The 14,743-nt window shown below is 69.6% G+C and carries 16 protein-coding genes; 15 read left to right on the top strand and 1 reads right to left on the bottom strand.

Translation table 11 applies throughout. From position 1 onward, the window contains the following. Positions 1–78 precede the first annotated feature (78 nt). The 4 genes from ACWF9G_RS22435 (at position 79) to ACWF9G_RS22450 (ending at position 3,576) form a co-directional block, all read left to right on the top strand. Complete coding sequence (locus ACWF9G_RS22435) at positions 79–1,002, top strand: LysR family transcriptional regulator (RefSeq protein ID WP_452517601.1); 924 nt, start codon at positions 79–81, stop codon at positions 1,000–1,002. A 140-nt stretch (positions 1,003–1,142) separates the two neighbouring features. Next, positions 1,143–1,580, top strand: coding sequence for a DUF4247 domain-containing protein (locus tag ACWF9G_RS22440; RefSeq protein ID WP_452517603.1), 438 nt, complete (start codon positions 1,143–1,145; stop codon positions 1,578–1,580). A gap of 41 nt (positions 1,581–1,621) precedes the next feature. Further along, positions 1,622–2,047, top strand: a complete 426-nt coding sequence (locus ACWF9G_RS22445; protein ID WP_379307322.1) for a DUF350 domain-containing protein — start codon at positions 1,622–1,624, stop codon at positions 2,045–2,047. Further along, entirely contained in the window at positions 2,047–3,576 is a 1,530-nt protein-coding gene (locus ACWF9G_RS22450; protein ID WP_452517605.1) for a polyamine aminopropyltransferase, read from the top strand. Before ACWF9G_RS22445 ends, ACWF9G_RS22450 begins: the two co-directional genes overlap by 1 nt. A 3-nt stretch (positions 3,577–3,579) precedes the next feature. Here the strand turns inward: ACWF9G_RS22450 and ACWF9G_RS22455 are convergent, their stop codons facing one another. Next, positions 3,580–4,632 (bottom strand): NAD-dependent epimerase/dehydratase family protein, encoded by a 1,053-nt coding sequence (locus ACWF9G_RS22455; protein WP_452517607.1) that lies wholly within the window; start codon positions 4,630–4,632, stop codon positions 3,580–3,582. Between the two features lie 122 nt (positions 4,633–4,754). On the opposite strand from ACWF9G_RS22455, the gene ACWF9G_RS22460 reads away from it, so the two are divergent. From ACWF9G_RS22460 to ACWF9G_RS22510, 11 genes are all read left to right on the top strand, one after another. Further along, positions 4,755–5,378 carry a TetR/AcrR family transcriptional regulator gene (locus ACWF9G_RS22460; protein WP_379307316.1) on the top strand — a complete coding sequence of 208 codons (624 nt, stop codon included), beginning with the start codon at positions 4,755–4,757 and terminating at the stop codon, positions 5,376–5,378. Between the two features lie 96 nt (positions 5,379–5,474). After that, entirely contained in the window at positions 5,475–5,792 is a 318-nt protein-coding gene (locus ACWF9G_RS22465; protein ID WP_379307314.1) for a nuclear transport factor 2 family protein, read from the top strand. Next, positions 5,789–6,943 (top strand): alkaline phosphatase family protein, encoded by a 1,155-nt coding sequence (locus ACWF9G_RS22470; RefSeq protein ID WP_452517610.1) that lies wholly within the window; start codon positions 5,789–5,791, stop codon positions 6,941–6,943. The genes ACWF9G_RS22465 and ACWF9G_RS22470 overlap by 4 nt, the downstream gene beginning before the upstream one ends. Before the next feature lie 67 nt (positions 6,944–7,010). After that, positions 7,011–7,331, top strand: coding sequence for a hypothetical protein (locus ACWF9G_RS22475; RefSeq protein WP_379307311.1), 321 nt, complete (start codon positions 7,011–7,013; stop codon positions 7,329–7,331). A 128-nt stretch (positions 7,332–7,459) separates the two neighbouring features. Then, a complete protein-coding gene (locus ACWF9G_RS22480) occupies positions 7,460–8,704 on the top strand; it encodes a transcriptional regulator (RefSeq protein WP_452517612.1) in 1,245 nt (414 codons plus the stop codon). 87 nt (positions 8,705–8,791) lie between these two features. Beyond that, positions 8,792–10,309 carry an acetaldehyde dehydrogenase ExaC gene (gene exaC / locus ACWF9G_RS22485; RefSeq protein ID WP_452517614.1) on the top strand — a complete coding sequence of 506 codons (1,518 nt, stop codon included), beginning with the start codon at positions 8,792–8,794 and terminating at the stop codon, positions 10,307–10,309. Beyond that, complete coding sequence (locus ACWF9G_RS22490) at positions 10,309–10,716, top strand: DUF779 domain-containing protein (protein ID WP_379307305.1); 408 nt, start codon at positions 10,309–10,311, stop codon at positions 10,714–10,716. Before exaC ends, ACWF9G_RS22490 begins: the two co-directional genes overlap by 1 nt. 215 nt (positions 10,717–10,931) lie before the next feature. Beyond that, a complete protein-coding gene (locus tag ACWF9G_RS22495; protein WP_452517618.1) occupies positions 10,932–13,280 on the top strand; it encodes a nitrate- and nitrite sensing domain-containing protein in 2,349 nt (782 codons plus the stop codon). A gap of 1 nt (position 13,281) precedes the next feature. Further along, on the top strand, positions 13,282–13,689 hold the full coding sequence (locus ACWF9G_RS22500; RefSeq protein WP_189022716.1) for a roadblock/LC7 domain-containing protein: 408 nt from the start codon (positions 13,282–13,284) through the stop codon (positions 13,687–13,689). 10 nt (positions 13,690–13,699) lie between these two features. Beyond that, positions 13,700–14,074 carry a DUF742 domain-containing protein gene (locus ACWF9G_RS22505; protein ID WP_379307300.1) on the top strand — a complete coding sequence of 125 codons (375 nt, stop codon included), beginning with the start codon at positions 13,700–13,702 and terminating at the stop codon, positions 14,072–14,074. Then, on the top strand, positions 14,055–14,660 hold the full coding sequence (locus tag ACWF9G_RS22510) for a GTP-binding protein (RefSeq protein WP_379307298.1): 606 nt from the start codon (positions 14,055–14,057) through the stop codon (positions 14,658–14,660). The genes ACWF9G_RS22505 and ACWF9G_RS22510 overlap by 20 nt, the downstream gene beginning before the upstream one ends. Positions 14,661–14,743: the final 83 nt, after the last annotated feature.

Genomic DNA, 14,743 nt, shown 5'->3' on the forward strand with positions numbered 1-14,743 from the left:
GCCCGATCGGCCAACAACCCGGCGGTCATCCCGACAACGATCGGTTGTCGCCGCTGGGTACGGCTACAGTCGACGACCGTGGATCTGGATCTGGCGACCGTGCGTGCCTTCGTGTTCGTCGCCGAGGAACGGCATTTCGGCCATGCCGCCGCGGCCCTGGGGCTCAGCCAGCAAGCGCTGTCCAAACGGGTGGCGCGGCTGGAATCGACCCTCGGCGTCCGGCTCCTCGACCGCGACCATCACGGGGTGCGGCTCACCGGCGACGGTGTCCGCTTCCTGCCGGGCGCACAGGAAATCCTCGAAGCGAACGACCGTGCCGTCGCCGCGCTACAGGCGGAGCAGCGTCCCTTGCGCGTCGATGTCTGGGGACATCTCTACGCGCCGCTGCGCACCCTCGCCGGGATCGCGACCGCGCCGGGCGCGCCGCCGCTGGAACCCGGCCACGGGCGCGATCTGCCCGCCGTCGCCGCCGCCCTCACCCACGGTGACATCGACGCCGGATTCGGCCGGGTCCACCCGCCCCTGCCCGCGGGCCTCACCCATCGCCTGATCCGCCTGGAACCGGTCGACGTGCTCGTCAGCGCCGACCATCCGCTGGCCACGGCGACCGAACTGCGCCCCGACCGATTGCGCGGCAGCGTCCTGCACACCCCTGCCACGCTGGACCGCCTCGATTTCCTGGCCCGTTTCGCGGACCGATTCGGTATCGCAGAGCATCGCGTCACCCCGAATCTCGGCCTGGCGCCGATGCTTTCCGTGCTGGCGGCCGACCCGCGCGGCTTCGTGCTGCTGCCCGCGGACGTGCCTGCACCGGAGATCCCCGGCGTCCGCGCGATCCCACTGGTCGATCCGACGCCGCTCTACGCGTGGTCGCTGATCTGGCGCTCCCGCCCTGAACCGCCGCAGCTCGAAGCCCTGCTCACTGCCTTGGTCCGGACAGCGGGCGAACGGCGGTGGCTCGACTACGATCCGGCCAGCGACTGGTTGCCCGCCGAGGCGTAGCCACCGCGCCGCGGGCGGAACGGTTTTCGCCGCGGGCGCACCGGGTGATACAGTCCGGCCAGTTTTTCACGGGGAGGGTTTCTCATCAGCGCATCGCCGACAGTCGTGCGGCGCACCGGTTCCGGGGCGCCGCGGTGACGATGAATCGCACCAGATGGATCGTGGCTGGCATCGTCGCCGTGGTCGTTGCCATCGTCGCCGTGATCGTGGTAGTCGCGGTGACCCGCGACAAAGATCCGCGCGAATTCGTGGCCGAGCGCTACCAGCGTGCCCGCCAGCTCGACCAGGTCAACGACGGGCTCGCGTTCACCGCGGCCGCCGCACCGGCCGCCGTCGCCGCCGCGATCGCCAAGGCCACCGACCCGCGCGACCGCCGCAACACCGGCGACAACCACTACCTGCGCTTCGACAACGATCTCGTCGCGGTGTCACCGCACGCGGGCGGATCGCTCGTGCTGGTCGACAGTCTCGCCAACGGCACCCGCCGCCACCATTCGCACACCAGCACCTACGGCTGGAACAGCGGCTCCGCGGCGGGGGATTTCCGCGGCGGCGGCAGCGACAACGGCGGCAAGTAGTTCATCGAGGCGGCTCGCCTCACACAGCACAGGAGGACCTCATGCTCGCCGACCTGGCGGCGGACGCGGGCGCCGCGCTCGCCTATTCCGCGGTGGGAATCGTGTTGATGGCTGTCGGTTTCGGCATCGTCGACCTGCTCACGCCCGGCGACCTGCGCGCCCAGATCTGGCTGGAACGCAACCGCAATGCCGCGATCCTGCTCGCCTCGAACCTGTTCGGCGTCGGCATCATCGTGGCCACCGCCATCTGGACCTCCGAGGGCAAGATCGCGCAGGCGCTGCTGGCCAGCGCGATCTACGGCGTGATCGGCCTCGCGGCGATGGCGCTGGCGTTCGTGCTGCTCGACGCGCTCACCCCCGGTGATTTCCGGGCCGTCGTCGCCGATCCGGAACCGCATCCCGCGGTGTGGGTCACGGCGTCGGCGCACGTCGCGGTCGCGCTGGTGGTGGCCGCGGGCCTCACCTGATGCCCGTGCACCGCCTGGCCAGGGCGGCGCTGCTGGCGACCGTGTTCATTTGCGCCGCCTGCGGTCTGGTGTACGAGCTGTCGCTGGTCACCCTCGGCAGCTACCTGATCGGTGACACCGCGGCACAGGCCTCGATCACGCTGAGCGTGATGGTGTGCGCGATGGGTGTCGGCGCGCTCGCCGCGAAACCGTTGCGCCGCCACGCGGCCGCCGCGTTCGTCGCGGTCGAGCTGGCGCTGGCCGTGATCGGCGGGCTGTCGGTGGCGGCGCTCTACGCCAGCTATGCCTGGCTCAACGTCTATACCGGCATGCTGGTGCTGGCCGCGGCCGTGATCGGGATGCTGATCGGGGCCGAGATCCCGCTGCTGATGGAGTTGCTCCAGCAGGTCCGCAAGCAGGAGGCCAGTGGCGCGGTCGCCGATCTGTTCGCCGCCGACTACGTCGGTGCGCTGTTGGGCGGGCTGGCGTTCCCGTTCCTGTTGCTGCCGGTGTTCGGGCAGATCCGCGGCAGTCTCGTTGTCGGCGTGGTCAATGCCGTCGCCGGACTGGCGTTGGCGTTCTTCTTCTTTCGCGCCCAGATGACGCGCGCGGCCCGGCACGTTCTGGTCGCCGCCACCGTGGTCGTGGCCTGCGGGCTCACCGGGACCTACCTCTACGCCGACCGGTTCGAGGCGACCGCGCAGCAGGCGCTGTTCGCGCATCCGATCGTCTGGCAGACACGCACGCCGTACCAGCAGATCGTGCTCACCGAATCGTTCTCCCCGTTCGGCACCACCGATACCCGCCTCTATCTCAACGGTGGGCTGCAGTTCTCCTCGGTCGACGAATATCGCTATCACGAGGCGCTGGTGCATCCGGTGCTCGCGGGCGCGCGTCGTTCGGTGCTGGTCCTCGGCGGCGGCGACGGCCTGGCGCTGCGCGAGATCCTGCGCTACCCGGACGTCGTCCAGGTGACGCTGGTCGAACTCGACCCGGCGATGATCGAGCTCGCCCGTACCGACGAACGCCTGACCACGCTCAACCAGCGCTCCTTCGACGACCCGCGCGTGCGGGTCGTCACCGCCGACGCGTTCACCTGGTTGCGCGGCGCGCCAGGGCTTTTCGACGCGGTGATCGTCGACCTGCCCGACCCGGACCAGACCTCGGTCGCCAAGCTGTACTCGCGGGAGTTCTACGCGATGACCGCGAATGTGCTGGCGCCCGGCGCCCGCATGGTGGTGCAGTCCGGGTCACCGTTCTTCGCGCCGCGCTCCTTCTGGACCATCGACGCCACCCTCCGGTCGGCCGGGCTGCGCACGACGCCGTACCACGTGGACGTTCCGAGCTTCGGCGACTGGGGTTTCATCCTCGCCGCGACCGGGCAGAGCCCGGCACCGGCGCTGCGCTCCCCCGGCCCACTGCGTTCCCTCGACGATCACACCCTCACCGCGGCCACCGTGTTCCCGCCGGATCGCCGCGCGGTCGATCCCGAGGTGTCGACCCTCATGCGCCCGGTGATCCAGGACCTGCAACGCCAGGAATGGCGGTGACGCTCACACGGCGGCGGCGTGCGTGGTCCGGCGGCCATCGGGCGCGCTGACCAGGCCGAAGGCGATCAGGCTGTCGGCGGTGTCGCGGATCGTGTCCTCGATCGGGCGCATCGTCCAGCCCAGTTCCCGCCGCGCCTTCTCGGCGCTGACGTATTCGGTGCGGCCCAGGACCGGCACCGTCAGCCGGACGCCCTTGTCGAACACCGCGACCAGGCGGACCAGCCAGTTCGGCAGTACCCGGGTCGGCACCCGGAAGCCCTGCGGGTCGTAGTCACGTGCCAGCAGCCGGGCGAGGTCGCCCATCCACAGCGGATCGGCCGCGCAGATGTACCGATTGCCCACCGCCGCAGGCACTTCCATCGCCAGCCGATGCGCGACGGCCAGGTCACGGACGTCGACCGGCGTCCATCCGGTACGCACCGACCCCGGCACATCGCGGTTGAGCAGACGGCGGATCGGCTCGTGCGAGGTGCTGGTCGTCGCGTCGAGCAACGGACCGAGCACCATTCCCGGATTCACCGCGACGAGTTCCATGTCGCCGCCGAGTGATTCGACGAACTCCCAGGCGGCGCGCTCGGCAAGGGTCTTGCTCTTCTGATACGCCGGGATACGGTCGACGACCGACCAGTCGGCCTCGGTGCGCACCTCGTCCACGTCGTGGCCGTAGGCGACCGCGGCCACCGACGAGGTGAGCACGACGCGCCGCACCCTGGCCGCCGCGGCGGCGCGCAGCACCCGCAGGGTGCCGTCGACGGCGGGGCCGATCAGGGCCTGCTCGTCGTCCGGCGGCGCGGACGGGAACGGCGAGGCGACGTGCAGCACCGCGTCGCAACCCGTCACCGCCTCGACCCAGCCGGTGTCGTCGTCGAGCGTGGCGGCGACGAACTCGAGCTCACCGCCGGTGCGGCGGGCGAGCTCGGTCAGGTGGGCGCGCTTGGCATGTGCGTCGAGGTCGCGCACGGTGCCACGGACGGCGTAGCCGTGCTCCAGCAGTTCGGCGATGCAGTGGCCGGCCACGAAACCTGTCGCGCCGGTGACGAGTACCCGTGTGGTCATGGTGTCAACCCTTCGTCCTACGGTGGAGACCGCACATCTGAGCGGTGCTCAGTTAATCTAAACACTGCATAGATTTTCTGTCCAGTGCGGATTCTCGCCGGGTGCTCGCATACGCTCGGAGGGTGAAGCGCACCAGATACCACCACGGCGACCTGCGGGCGACGTTGATGGACGCCTGCCTGCGCCTGATCGAGAGCGAAGGCCTCGCGGCCGTGAGCCTGCGCCGCGTCGCCCGCGAGGCCGGGGTCAGCAGCGGCGCGCCCTATCACCACTTCGCGGACCGCGCCGCGCTGTTGTCGGCGCTGTCGGTCGACGGTTTCCAGCAGCTCGCCGCCGACCTCGCCGCGGCCACGGCCGCGGCGACCACACCACTGGGCGCGCTGACCGATCTCGCCGATGCCTACGTGCGGTTCTCCCGCGAGCATCCGGCGCAGTTCCGGCTGATGTTCCGGCCCGAGCTGTCCGAGCCCGACAAGCACCCCGACGCGCACACCGCCGCCGACGCCGCGTTCCAGATCCTCGACGACACCGTCATCGAGGCGGTCGCGGCCGGCGTGCTGCCCGCGGACCGCGCCGAAACCCTCGCGGTCGCCTGGTGGGGGCTGGCGCACGGCCTGGCCTCGCTGTGGCTGGACGGACAACTAGAGAAGCGCAGCGAACAGCTCGGCACGCAGGCGCCCGAGCTGGTCGACGCGATCATGCGCGCGTTCACCGACCTCATCGCCCCGCCCCGCCCCGGCGCCTGACGCGCCGTCGCCTATTCCCCCTGCCGGCCCCACGCGCTCACCTACAGTGGGTAGCACCACATTTCCCTCGTGTGCCCACCTCGAGCAGGAGACCCGATGTCTGCCACCGCGAAACTCGATCCCGTGGTCGAAGTGTTCGTCGACGCGCTCAACGCCCAGGACACCGGCCGCTTCTACGGCGTGCTGACCGAGGACGCGACCATGTCCGACGACGGCGTGGAACGCAATCTCGCGCAGTGGACCGAAGCCGAGATCTTCAGCAGCAACGGGCGTCTGGAGGTCGAGTCGGTCGACGCGGACGGCCTGGAACTGACCGCCGACTACACCAACAGCCGTTGGGGCTCGATGCGCACCACCTGGCGGTTCGTCGTGCGCGACGGGCTGATCAGCCGATTCGAAACCGGACAGGCGTGAACGACAATCACTTGCTGACCCCGCGGTACGGCCAGGGCTCCCTCGCCGATCTGCTTCCCTCCGTGCTCGCCTGTCTCGGCGTCGACGGCGAAACCGACCGGCTCGCCCTCGGTCTCGATGTCGATCGGGTGTGCGTGCTGCTCATCGACGGACTGGGCGCGCAGGCACTGGCCGCCAATGCCGATGCCGCGCCGTTCCTGTCGAGCCTGCCGCCGGGGACGATGACCGCGGGGTTCCCGAGCACCACCGCCACCAGCCTCACCACCCTCGGGACCGGCCTGCCGCCTGGCGAGCACGGCGTCGTCGGCTACCTGCTGCGCCTGCCCGACGAGGAACGGCTGTTCAATACGCTGCGCTGGACCCTCATCGGCGACGGCCCGAAGGTCGACGCGCTGACCGCGTTCCCGCCCGACCGAATCCAGCCGCAGCCCACCGTCTTCCAGCGCGCCACCGCGGCCGGGATCGCCGCGATCCAGGTCGCGCCCGGCTACCAGGACGGCTCCGGCCTGACCAAGGCGGGCTGGCGCGGCGGCGGTTTCCGGCCGACCTTCTCGGTCGGCGATCTCGTCGACGGTGTGCTGCAGGCGATCACCTCGGCGCCGAAAACCCTGGTCTACACCTATCACGCGGATCTCGACACCACCGGTCACGCTCGCGGCCCCGCCTCGCGGGCCTGGCGGTTCGAACTCGCCAACGCCGACCGGATCGCCGCCGAACTCGCCGCGCGACTGCCCGAACGCACGGCGCTGATCGTCACCGCCGACCACGGCATGGTCGAGCTCGTCGACCGGATCGACTTCGACACCCACCCGTACCTGTCGGAGGGTGTGGTGACGCTCGGGGGCGAACCGCGCGCCCGCCACGTCTATACCGCCGAGGGCGCGAGCGCCACCGTCGAAGACACCTGGATCGGGTCGCTCGGGGGCGACTTCCTGGTCAAGACCCGCGCCGAGGCGATCGAGGCAGGCTGGTTCGGGCCGCGGGTCACCGCCGACGCCGCGGCCCGCATCGGCGATCTAGTCGTCATCGCGTGCGGTGACGGTGGCGTTGTGCGCACCGGAGCCGAGCCGTTGCAGTCGATGATGGTCGGCCACCACGGCTCACTGACCGCCGCCGAACAGCTCGTTCCGCTGCGGATCCACCGCACCTGAGCCGTACCGCCTAGTCTGTAGGCCACTCGACGCGCAACCGCGCTCGGCGAACACTCCAGGAGGAATCATGCACGCCACCACCCGAACCGGCGCGCTCGCCGTCGGCGTCGCGGTCCTGGCGGTCCTGGCGAGCGGCTGCGCCGAGGTCGAGCGGGTGCTCAACCAGGGTGGCGACACTCCGTGCCGCGAGTACGTCAACCAGGAGGCCGACACCAAGCGGATCACCATCACCAAGGCGATCAAGGAGCGCAACGGCACCGACAACGAACCGGCGGGCACCCTGGTCGACTCGATGATCGTGCAGGTCGACCTGCTGTGCGCGGGCCAGCGCAATATCGACACCCCGATCAAGAACGCCGACATCGCCGGCCTGTTCCTGAACAAGTAGCCGGCGGCGGCGTCAAGCCGCCACGACAGGGCATGCGCCGGTGACCTGGCCGTCCTGCGGCAATCGGCGCACAGACCGGTGGCGCAGCTGATAGACAGGAAAGCGCCACCGACGAGCAGGGAGTGAACGTGGGCGCACACGACCCGATCGCCGGATCGCCCAGGCCGGACCGGCTCGCGGACTATCGTGGCGCGCTCGAACAGCAGTGGAACCGGCTCGCGGCGCCGTCGCGCCCCCTGCAGTTGCCACGCGACACCGGCCCGGTGCGCGAGGAGGTGGCCAAGTCGTGGCAGCGCTCGCTGAACACGGTGGACCCAGCCCAGACCGTCGCCCCCGGTTTCGACGACATCAGCGACCGCTGGTCGGAGTCGCCGCTGCGCAGGCCGGTCACCGAACTCGCGGGTCAGCTGCGCGGAATCGCCGAGGACTCCGGCTATCTCGCTGTCGTCAGTGACGAATCGGGCACCATCTTGTGGACCGCGGGCGATCGCACCCTGCGCCGCCAGGGCGAACAGGTGAACTTCGCGCCGGGCGGCGTCTGGGACGAAAGCCATATGGGCACCAACGGATTGTCGCTCGCGTTGCACGACGACAAGGCCGTCACCGTGTTCTCCGCCGAACATCTGGTCGCCGCCCTGCACGGCTGGGTCTGCTATTCCGCGCCCATCCACGGCCCCGACGGCAGGCAGGTCGGCGTCCTCGACCTGTCCTCGAGCTGGGAACGGTCGCATCCGATGGTGATGACCTCCGTGCGCGCGCTGGTGACCGCGGTGGAGACGATGCTGCGCGCCGAAGCGCCGACCCCAGCACCGGGCGTCCGGCTCGAATGCCTCGGCGCCGCACGGCTGCTGCGCGACGGCAGGCCGGTTCCGCTGCCACCGAGGCAGCTCGAGATCCTGGCCCTGCTGGCGCTGGAACCCGAGGGCTATACGCCCGAACAGCTGCATGCCGCGGTCTACGGTGACCGGGCGGTGTCGCTGAACACGCTCAAAGCCGATGTCTCGCATCTGCGCCGGGCCACCCGCGGCGAGATCGCCAACCGGCGCTACATGCTCACCGGACCCGTGTCCTGCGATGCGGTGGACCTGCTCGCGGCCATCGAGGGCGGCGATCTCACCTCGGCACTGTGGCTGTATCGCGGTCCGCTGCTGCCCGGTTCGGACCTGCCCGGCGTCGAACAGTGGCGGGCCCACCTCGATGTCGGCATCCGCAACGCGGTGCTCGGCAGCGACCGCGCCGAACACGCGGTCGCGTTCGGCCAGCGCTGCCCCGGCGATGTCGCCGTGCACGAGCACGCCCTGCGCCTGCTGCCACGCGAGGACGTCCGCCGGGCCGTCGTCACCGCCCGTCTCTACACCGCGCGCCGGGGCTGACCTGCGCACACGCGCTCACCAACCTCGTACCAACCTTCGCCGACCATAGTGTGTTCCACCACGCACGGGTCGCGAGGAGCGAGGCGCATGATCTACGGCAAACCCGGATCGGATACCGGCATAGTCAGCTATGCCGCCCGGTACGACAACTTCATCGGAGGTGACTGGGCCGCCCCCATCGAAGGCCGCTACTTCGACAACACCTCCCCCGTCGACGGCGAGATCTTCTGCGCGGTGGCCAGATCCACCGCCGCCGATATCGACATGGCACTCGAGGCCGCGCACCGGGTCACCGACCGCTGGGCCGCGACCCCGGTCGCCGAGCGGGCCGACATCCTGAACAAGATCGCCGACCGGATCGAGAACAGCATCGAACCGCTGGCGGTCGCCGAGACCTGGGACAACGGCAAGCCCGTCCGCGAGACGCTGGCCGCCGACCTGCCGCTGGCGGTCGACCACTTCCGCTACTTCGCCGGCGTCCTGCGGGCCCAGGAGGGCGGGATCTCGCAGATCGATCCCGATACCGTCGCCTATCACTTCCACGAGCCGCTCGGCGTCGTCGGGCAGATCATCCCGTGGAACTTCCCGATCCTGATGGCGGCCTGGAAACTGGCTCCCGCGCTGGCCGCGGGCAACTGCGTGGTGATCAAACCCGCCGAACAGACGCCGGCCTCGCTGCTGCTGGTGGTGGAGCTGATCGCGGATCTACTACCGCCCGGAGTCCTCAACGTGGTCAACGGTTTCGGTGTCGAAGCGGGCAAACCGCTGGCGCAGAGTCCGCGGGTGGCCAAGATCGCCTTCACCGGCGAGACCACCACCGGCAGGCTGATCATGCAGTACGCCGGCGAGAACATCATCCCGGTGACGCTGGAACTGGGCGGCAAGAGCCCCAACATCTTCCTGCCCGATGTGCTGGCCGCCGACGACGACTACCTCGACAAGGCGATCGAGGGCTTCGTGATGTTCGCCCTGAACCAGGGAGAGGTGTGCACGTGTCCGTCGCGGGCGCTGATCCACTCGTCGATCTACGACGAGTTCCTCGCCCGCTGCATCGCCCGCACCGAGGCCGTCGTGTCCGGTCATCCACTCGACACCGAGACGATGATCGGCGCGCAGGCAGGCAACGACCAGTACGAGAAGATCCTGTCCTACCTGGACATCGGCAGAGCCGAAGGCGCCCGCGTGCTGACTGGAGGGGAAGCACGCAAGGTCGACGGCCTGCCGGGTGGGTACTACATCGAACCCACCGTCTTCGAGGGTGATAACACGATGCGGATCTTCCAGGAGGAGATCTTCGGCCCCGTCGTCGCGGTGACCCGTTTCGACACCACCGACGAGGCGATCCGCATCGCCAACGACACCCTCTACGGCCTCGGCGCCGGCGTGTGGACCCGCGATATCACTACCGCCCATCGACTCGGCCGCGGCCTCAAGGCCGGCCGGGTGTGGACCAACTGCTACCACGCCTACCCCGCGCACGCCGCGTTCGGCGGCTACAAGAAGTCGGGATTCGGCAGGGAGAACCACGCCATGACGCTCGGGCACTACCAGCAGACCAAGAACGTGCTGGTCAGCTATTCGACGACGAAACTCGGGATGTTCTGATGCAGAACCGCATCCACCGTGTGGAGATCACCGAACGAGCACAGACGCTGTTGCGCAGGCTGATCGAGGACCACGGCCCGGTGCTGTTCCGCCAGACGGGCGAGGGCTGCGACCCCGATATCGCGCCGGTGTGCCTGTCCGCCAAGCAGTTCCCGATCGAGAAGGCCGACGTCCTGCTCGGCAGGCTCAGCTGGCACACCGAGTTCTGGATCAGCCCCGAGCAGTTCGAATGCTGGAAAGACACCCACCTCACCGTCGACGCGGTGCGCGGCCAGGCCAGCGCGGAATCGCTGGAAGCGGGCCAGGGCATGCGATTCGTGTTGCGCGCCAGGCAGTTGACCGCGGCGGAGAACGCCGCGCTGGCGGCCGCACCGCCCCCGCGAACCGGCGCCGACCGCACGCTGTAGCGGCGCACCGACCTGACCTGGCTGGACCTTCCCGGCACTGCCAGGCCATGGCGAGCCCCCGCCGACTGGGCCATCGCGGCTCAGCCGGCGGGGCGAGCTCGCCGTTTTCCGTGTCGGCGGCGCGCATAGCAAATGCGTTCGGGCACAAACCAAATCGCGTCTCGCTCAGCGAGACCCACAGGGCAAGACTGCAACGATTCCGTTACGTTATGGCGATGTTCTTAGCGAGACTCGGTGTTCGTACCCGGATTCTGGCGATCGCTCTCATTCCCAGTCTCACCCTGGTGGTGGTCGGCGTGGGTACGGCGGGCTACCTGGTCGAGGAGAGCAACAAAGCCAAGACCTGGGCTTCGGAGATGCAGGCGGCGGTCCCCTACACCCGCGAGCTGATCGAAGCGGTCCAGTCCGAACGCCAGCTCACCCTGGCGCATCTGGCAGGCGACGAGAACGCCCAGCTCGCCCTCGGACCGGCCCGTGCCCGGCTCGACGCCGCCTTCCGCGGTCTGATCGAGATCTCGGCAGGCATCCGCGAGGTCGACGATTCCAACATCGGTGACGACAAGGGCGGATTCGCCACCCTCGGAACGCATCTGGCCGGAGTCCGGGGTGGCGCCGACGCGGGAGTGCTGCCCGCCTCGGACGCGTTCGTGTTCTACAACCGCTTGCTCGATGTCTTCACCGAGGGCACCAAGGTCGCCGAGCGCGCCGCCCCCGACGCCATTGTCGCCTCCGGCGTCGCCGAGGGCTTTCGAATGCTCAACGCCGCCGAGGGGATGTCCCGCAGCACCGCGTTGGCCATGCAGATGGTCACGGCAGATGGCCCGACGTCCATCCCGGTCGACGAGTTCATCCGCCTCAGCGGCTTTTATCACGTCGAGGTCGCCAATATCGCGGCCGAGCTCGACGACAGCCGGCGCACCGCGATCACCGCGCTGATGGCCTCGGCGCATTGGCAGCAGCTCACCGCGATGGAAGCGGCGATCATGCAGCGCTTCGCGACGCCCGCGACGCCGAGCAGCGGGACCTCGAGCAGGCAGAGTGCCGCCCCGGCACTGCCGATGAGCATGCCCGAATGGCAGAGCGCGGCTGCCGAAGTCAACCGGGCCCTGCTGGACGCGTACGGCGCGCACAACCGGCACGTGCAGAAGCTGGCCGAGGACACCGCGCACCGGGCCGAGGTCAACGCGGCCCTGGCAGGTGGCGGTGTGCTCGCGCTCAGTCTGCTGGTGTTCCTGGTCGCGGTGATCCTGGCCAACCGGATCATCCGCCGCCTGCGCCGCCTGCGCACCGAGACACTGAAGCTCGCCGACGAGCAGCTGCCCGCCACCATGCGCACCCTGCGTGACGGTGGCGACGTCGAGGCCGCCGACACCGCCCCCACGCTGGACTTCGGCCGCGACGAGATCGGTCAGGTCGCCAAGGCCTTCGAGCACGCCGCCTCCGCCGCGATCCGCGCGGCCGTCGACGAGGCCCGCACCCGGGAGGGTGTGCGCGCGGTGTTCCTCAATATCGCCCACCGCAGCCAGATCGTGGTCCACCGCCAGCTCGAGATCCTCGACGAGGCCGAGCGCAGCCAGGAGGACCCGGCGCTGCTGGAGACCCTGTTCCGGCTCGACCACCTCGCCACCCGCGAACGCCGCAATGCCGAGAACCTGATCATCCTGGGCGGCGGGCGGCCAGGTCGCCAGTGGCGCAAGCCGGTTCCGGTGATGGACCTCGTGCGCAGCGCCATCGGCGAGACGCTCGACTACGCCAGGGTGCGTGTCACCAAGCTGCCCGAGGTGGAGGTCGTCGGCACCGTCGTTGCCGACCTCGTGCACCTGCTCGCCGAGCTCGTCGACAACGCCACGGCGTTCTCCCCGCCGCAGTCGCGGGTGGAGGCGAGCGGCAACATCGTCGGCAAGGGCGTGGTCGTCGAGATCACCGACCAGGGCATGGGCATGAGCCCCGAGGACCTGGCCAAATACAACACCATGCTGGCCGATCCGCCGGACTTCGGTGTCGGCACGCTGTCCGCGGACTCGCGACTCGGCCTGTTCGTCGTCGCCCGGCTGTCCACCGCGCACGGTGTATCGGTGCGGCTCAGCGAATCCGACTACGGCGGCATCCGCGCCATCGTGCTCATCCCGTTGTCGCTGCTGGCCGGTGACTCCGACACCGCGATGATGCCGCCGGTGACGACCGGTCCGCTGCGGCGCGGGCTGCCGGCCCCGACGCCCGAGCCCGCCCCGGTCGCCGCGATCGAATCGGCACCGGCGCCCACCTCGGTGGCCACGCTCGTCGCCGATCCGCCCACCCCGCCGCGCCCGGTGGCGCCCGCTCCCGAACTGCCCGCCGCGCAGACCAACGGCTCCGAGGAGCGTCCGGCCCTGCCGCGGCGCCAGCGGCAGACGAACCTGGCGCCCGAGCTCACCGAAGAACCCGCCGCCGAGGAAGCGCCCCGCGCGCCGGAGCGGCCACGGACGGCCGAACAGGCGCGCGATCTCATGTCCGCGATCGAGAACGGCACCAGGCAGGGGCGCAAGCCCCTGACCACATCGAACCAGGACGAACAGGAAGGCTGAGGTGAACTCTCCCCACCCAGGTGATCTCAACTGGCTGCTCGACGATCTCGTCGACCGGCTGGCGGGGGTCCGCTACGCGGTCGTGCTGTCCACCGACGGGCTGCTGCTCGGACGGTCCTCGCAGATGAAGCGTGAGGACGCCGAGCACTTCGCCGCCATGTCGTCGACCCTCTACGGTCTCGCGCGCAGCGCGGGCAGCCGCTTCGACGGCGGTGGCGTGCGGCAAGCGGTGATCGAGCTCGATCGCGCCGTTCTGTTCGTCACCTCCGCGGGCGACAACGCCTGCCTGGCCCTGCAAGCGAACGAGTCGGCGAATCTCGGCATGGTCGCCTACGAAATGAATCTCACCGTGCAGCGGGTCGGCAGCTATCTGTCGACCGAGCCGCGGCACGGACTGGCGGAGCTATAGGAAGCCTCACATGACTCGACTCGGCGATCCGTGGTTCGACGACGCGGCCGGACCTCTCGTCCGGCCGTACGCGGTGACCCGCGGCCGCACCATGGGTGCGGCGCACGACCTGGACATGCTCACGGTGGTGGTGGCAGTACATCCCGCTCCCACCTTGCGACGACCGGAACCCGAGTACGCGACGATCGCACGGTTGTGCAAGCGTCCGCAGTCGGTGGCCGAGGTCTCGGCCGTGCTGAAACTTCCTCTGGCGGTGACCAAGATCCTCGTCGGTGATCTCATCGCCGAGGGTCACCTCATCTTCCGGGCTCCGGTAGCGGCCGAGGCCGGCACCGGAGACCTCAACATATTGCGAGCGGTTCTGGATGGCATCCGAAAACTTTGACCCCACAGCACCGGACGGGCAGCACCTGGCCGCCTCGGTGAAGATCCTCATCGCCGGCGGCTTCGGCGTCGGCAAGACCACCATGGTCTCCTCGATCAGCGAGATCGCGCCGCTGCGCACCGAGGAGCTGATCACCGAGGTCAGCACCGGCGTCGACGACCTGTCGGGGGTGGAGCAGAAGTCGACGACCACGGTCGCGCTGGACTTCGGCCGCATCACCATCGACCGCGATCTCGTGCTGTATCTGTTCGGTACCCCCGGCCAGGACCGGTTCTGGTTCCTCTGGGACGAGCTGTGCCGCGGCGCGCTGGGCGCGATCGTGCTCGCCGACACCCGGCGCCTGAGCAATTCCTTTGCGGCCGTCGACTTCTTCGAACGGCGCGGGCTGCCGTTCCTGATCGCGGTGAACTGCTTCGAGGGCGCGCCGCGCTACACGATCGACGAGGTCCGCGACGCGCTCGACCTCGATCCGAACACCCCGGTCATGCTGTGCGACGCCCGTGACCGGCCCTCGGCGAAGGCGGTGCTGACCCACCTCGTCGAGTACCTCATCGCCCGTGCCACCCGCACCCCGGTGACCACCTGAGCAGTGGTCGACCGGGGGGCGGTCCCGGTCATTCTTCTGTGGTTCCAGATTCCCGCGCCGATCCGGCTGTGGCCGACTTGCCC

The organism is Nocardia sp. NPDC055029 (genome assembly GCF_053608525.1).

What these genes read in the sequence shown, in the direction of transcription:
- exaC (WP_452517614.1), top strand. Translation starts at nt 8,792, where the DNA reads ATGATCTACGGCAAACCCGGATCGGATACCGGCATAGTCAGCTATGCC.
- ACWF9G_RS22510 (WP_379307298.1), top strand. Translation starts at nt 14,055, where the DNA reads ATGGCATCCGAAAACTTTGACCCCACAGCACCGGACGGGCAGCACCTG.
- ACWF9G_RS22505 (WP_379307300.1), top strand. Translation starts at nt 13,700, where the DNA reads ATGACTCGACTCGGCGATCCGTGGTTCGACGACGCGGCCGGACCTCTC.
- ACWF9G_RS22440 (WP_452517603.1), top strand. Translation starts at nt 1,143, where the DNA reads ATGAATCGCACCAGATGGATCGTGGCTGGCATCGTCGCCGTGGTCGTT.
- ACWF9G_RS22455 (WP_452517607.1), bottom strand. Translation starts at nt 4,632, where the DNA reads ATGACCACACGGGTACTCGTCACCGGCGCGACAGGTTTCGTGGCCGGC.
- ACWF9G_RS22445 (WP_379307322.1), top strand. Translation starts at nt 1,622, where the DNA reads ATGCTCGCCGACCTGGCGGCGGACGCGGGCGCCGCGCTCGCCTATTCC.
- ACWF9G_RS22450 (WP_452517605.1), top strand. Translation starts at nt 2,047, where the DNA reads ATGCCCGTGCACCGCCTGGCCAGGGCGGCGCTGCTGGCGACCGTGTTC.
- ACWF9G_RS22495 (WP_452517618.1), top strand. Translation starts at nt 10,932, where the DNA reads ATGTTCTTAGCGAGACTCGGTGTTCGTACCCGGATTCTGGCGATCGCT.
- ACWF9G_RS22475 (WP_379307311.1), top strand. Translation starts at nt 7,011, where the DNA reads ATGCACGCCACCACCCGAACCGGCGCGCTCGCCGTCGGCGTCGCGGTC.
- ACWF9G_RS22465 (WP_379307314.1), top strand. Translation starts at nt 5,475, where the DNA reads ATGTCTGCCACCGCGAAACTCGATCCCGTGGTCGAAGTGTTCGTCGAC.
- ACWF9G_RS22490 (WP_379307305.1), top strand. Translation starts at nt 10,309, where the DNA reads ATGCAGAACCGCATCCACCGTGTGGAGATCACCGAACGAGCACAGACG.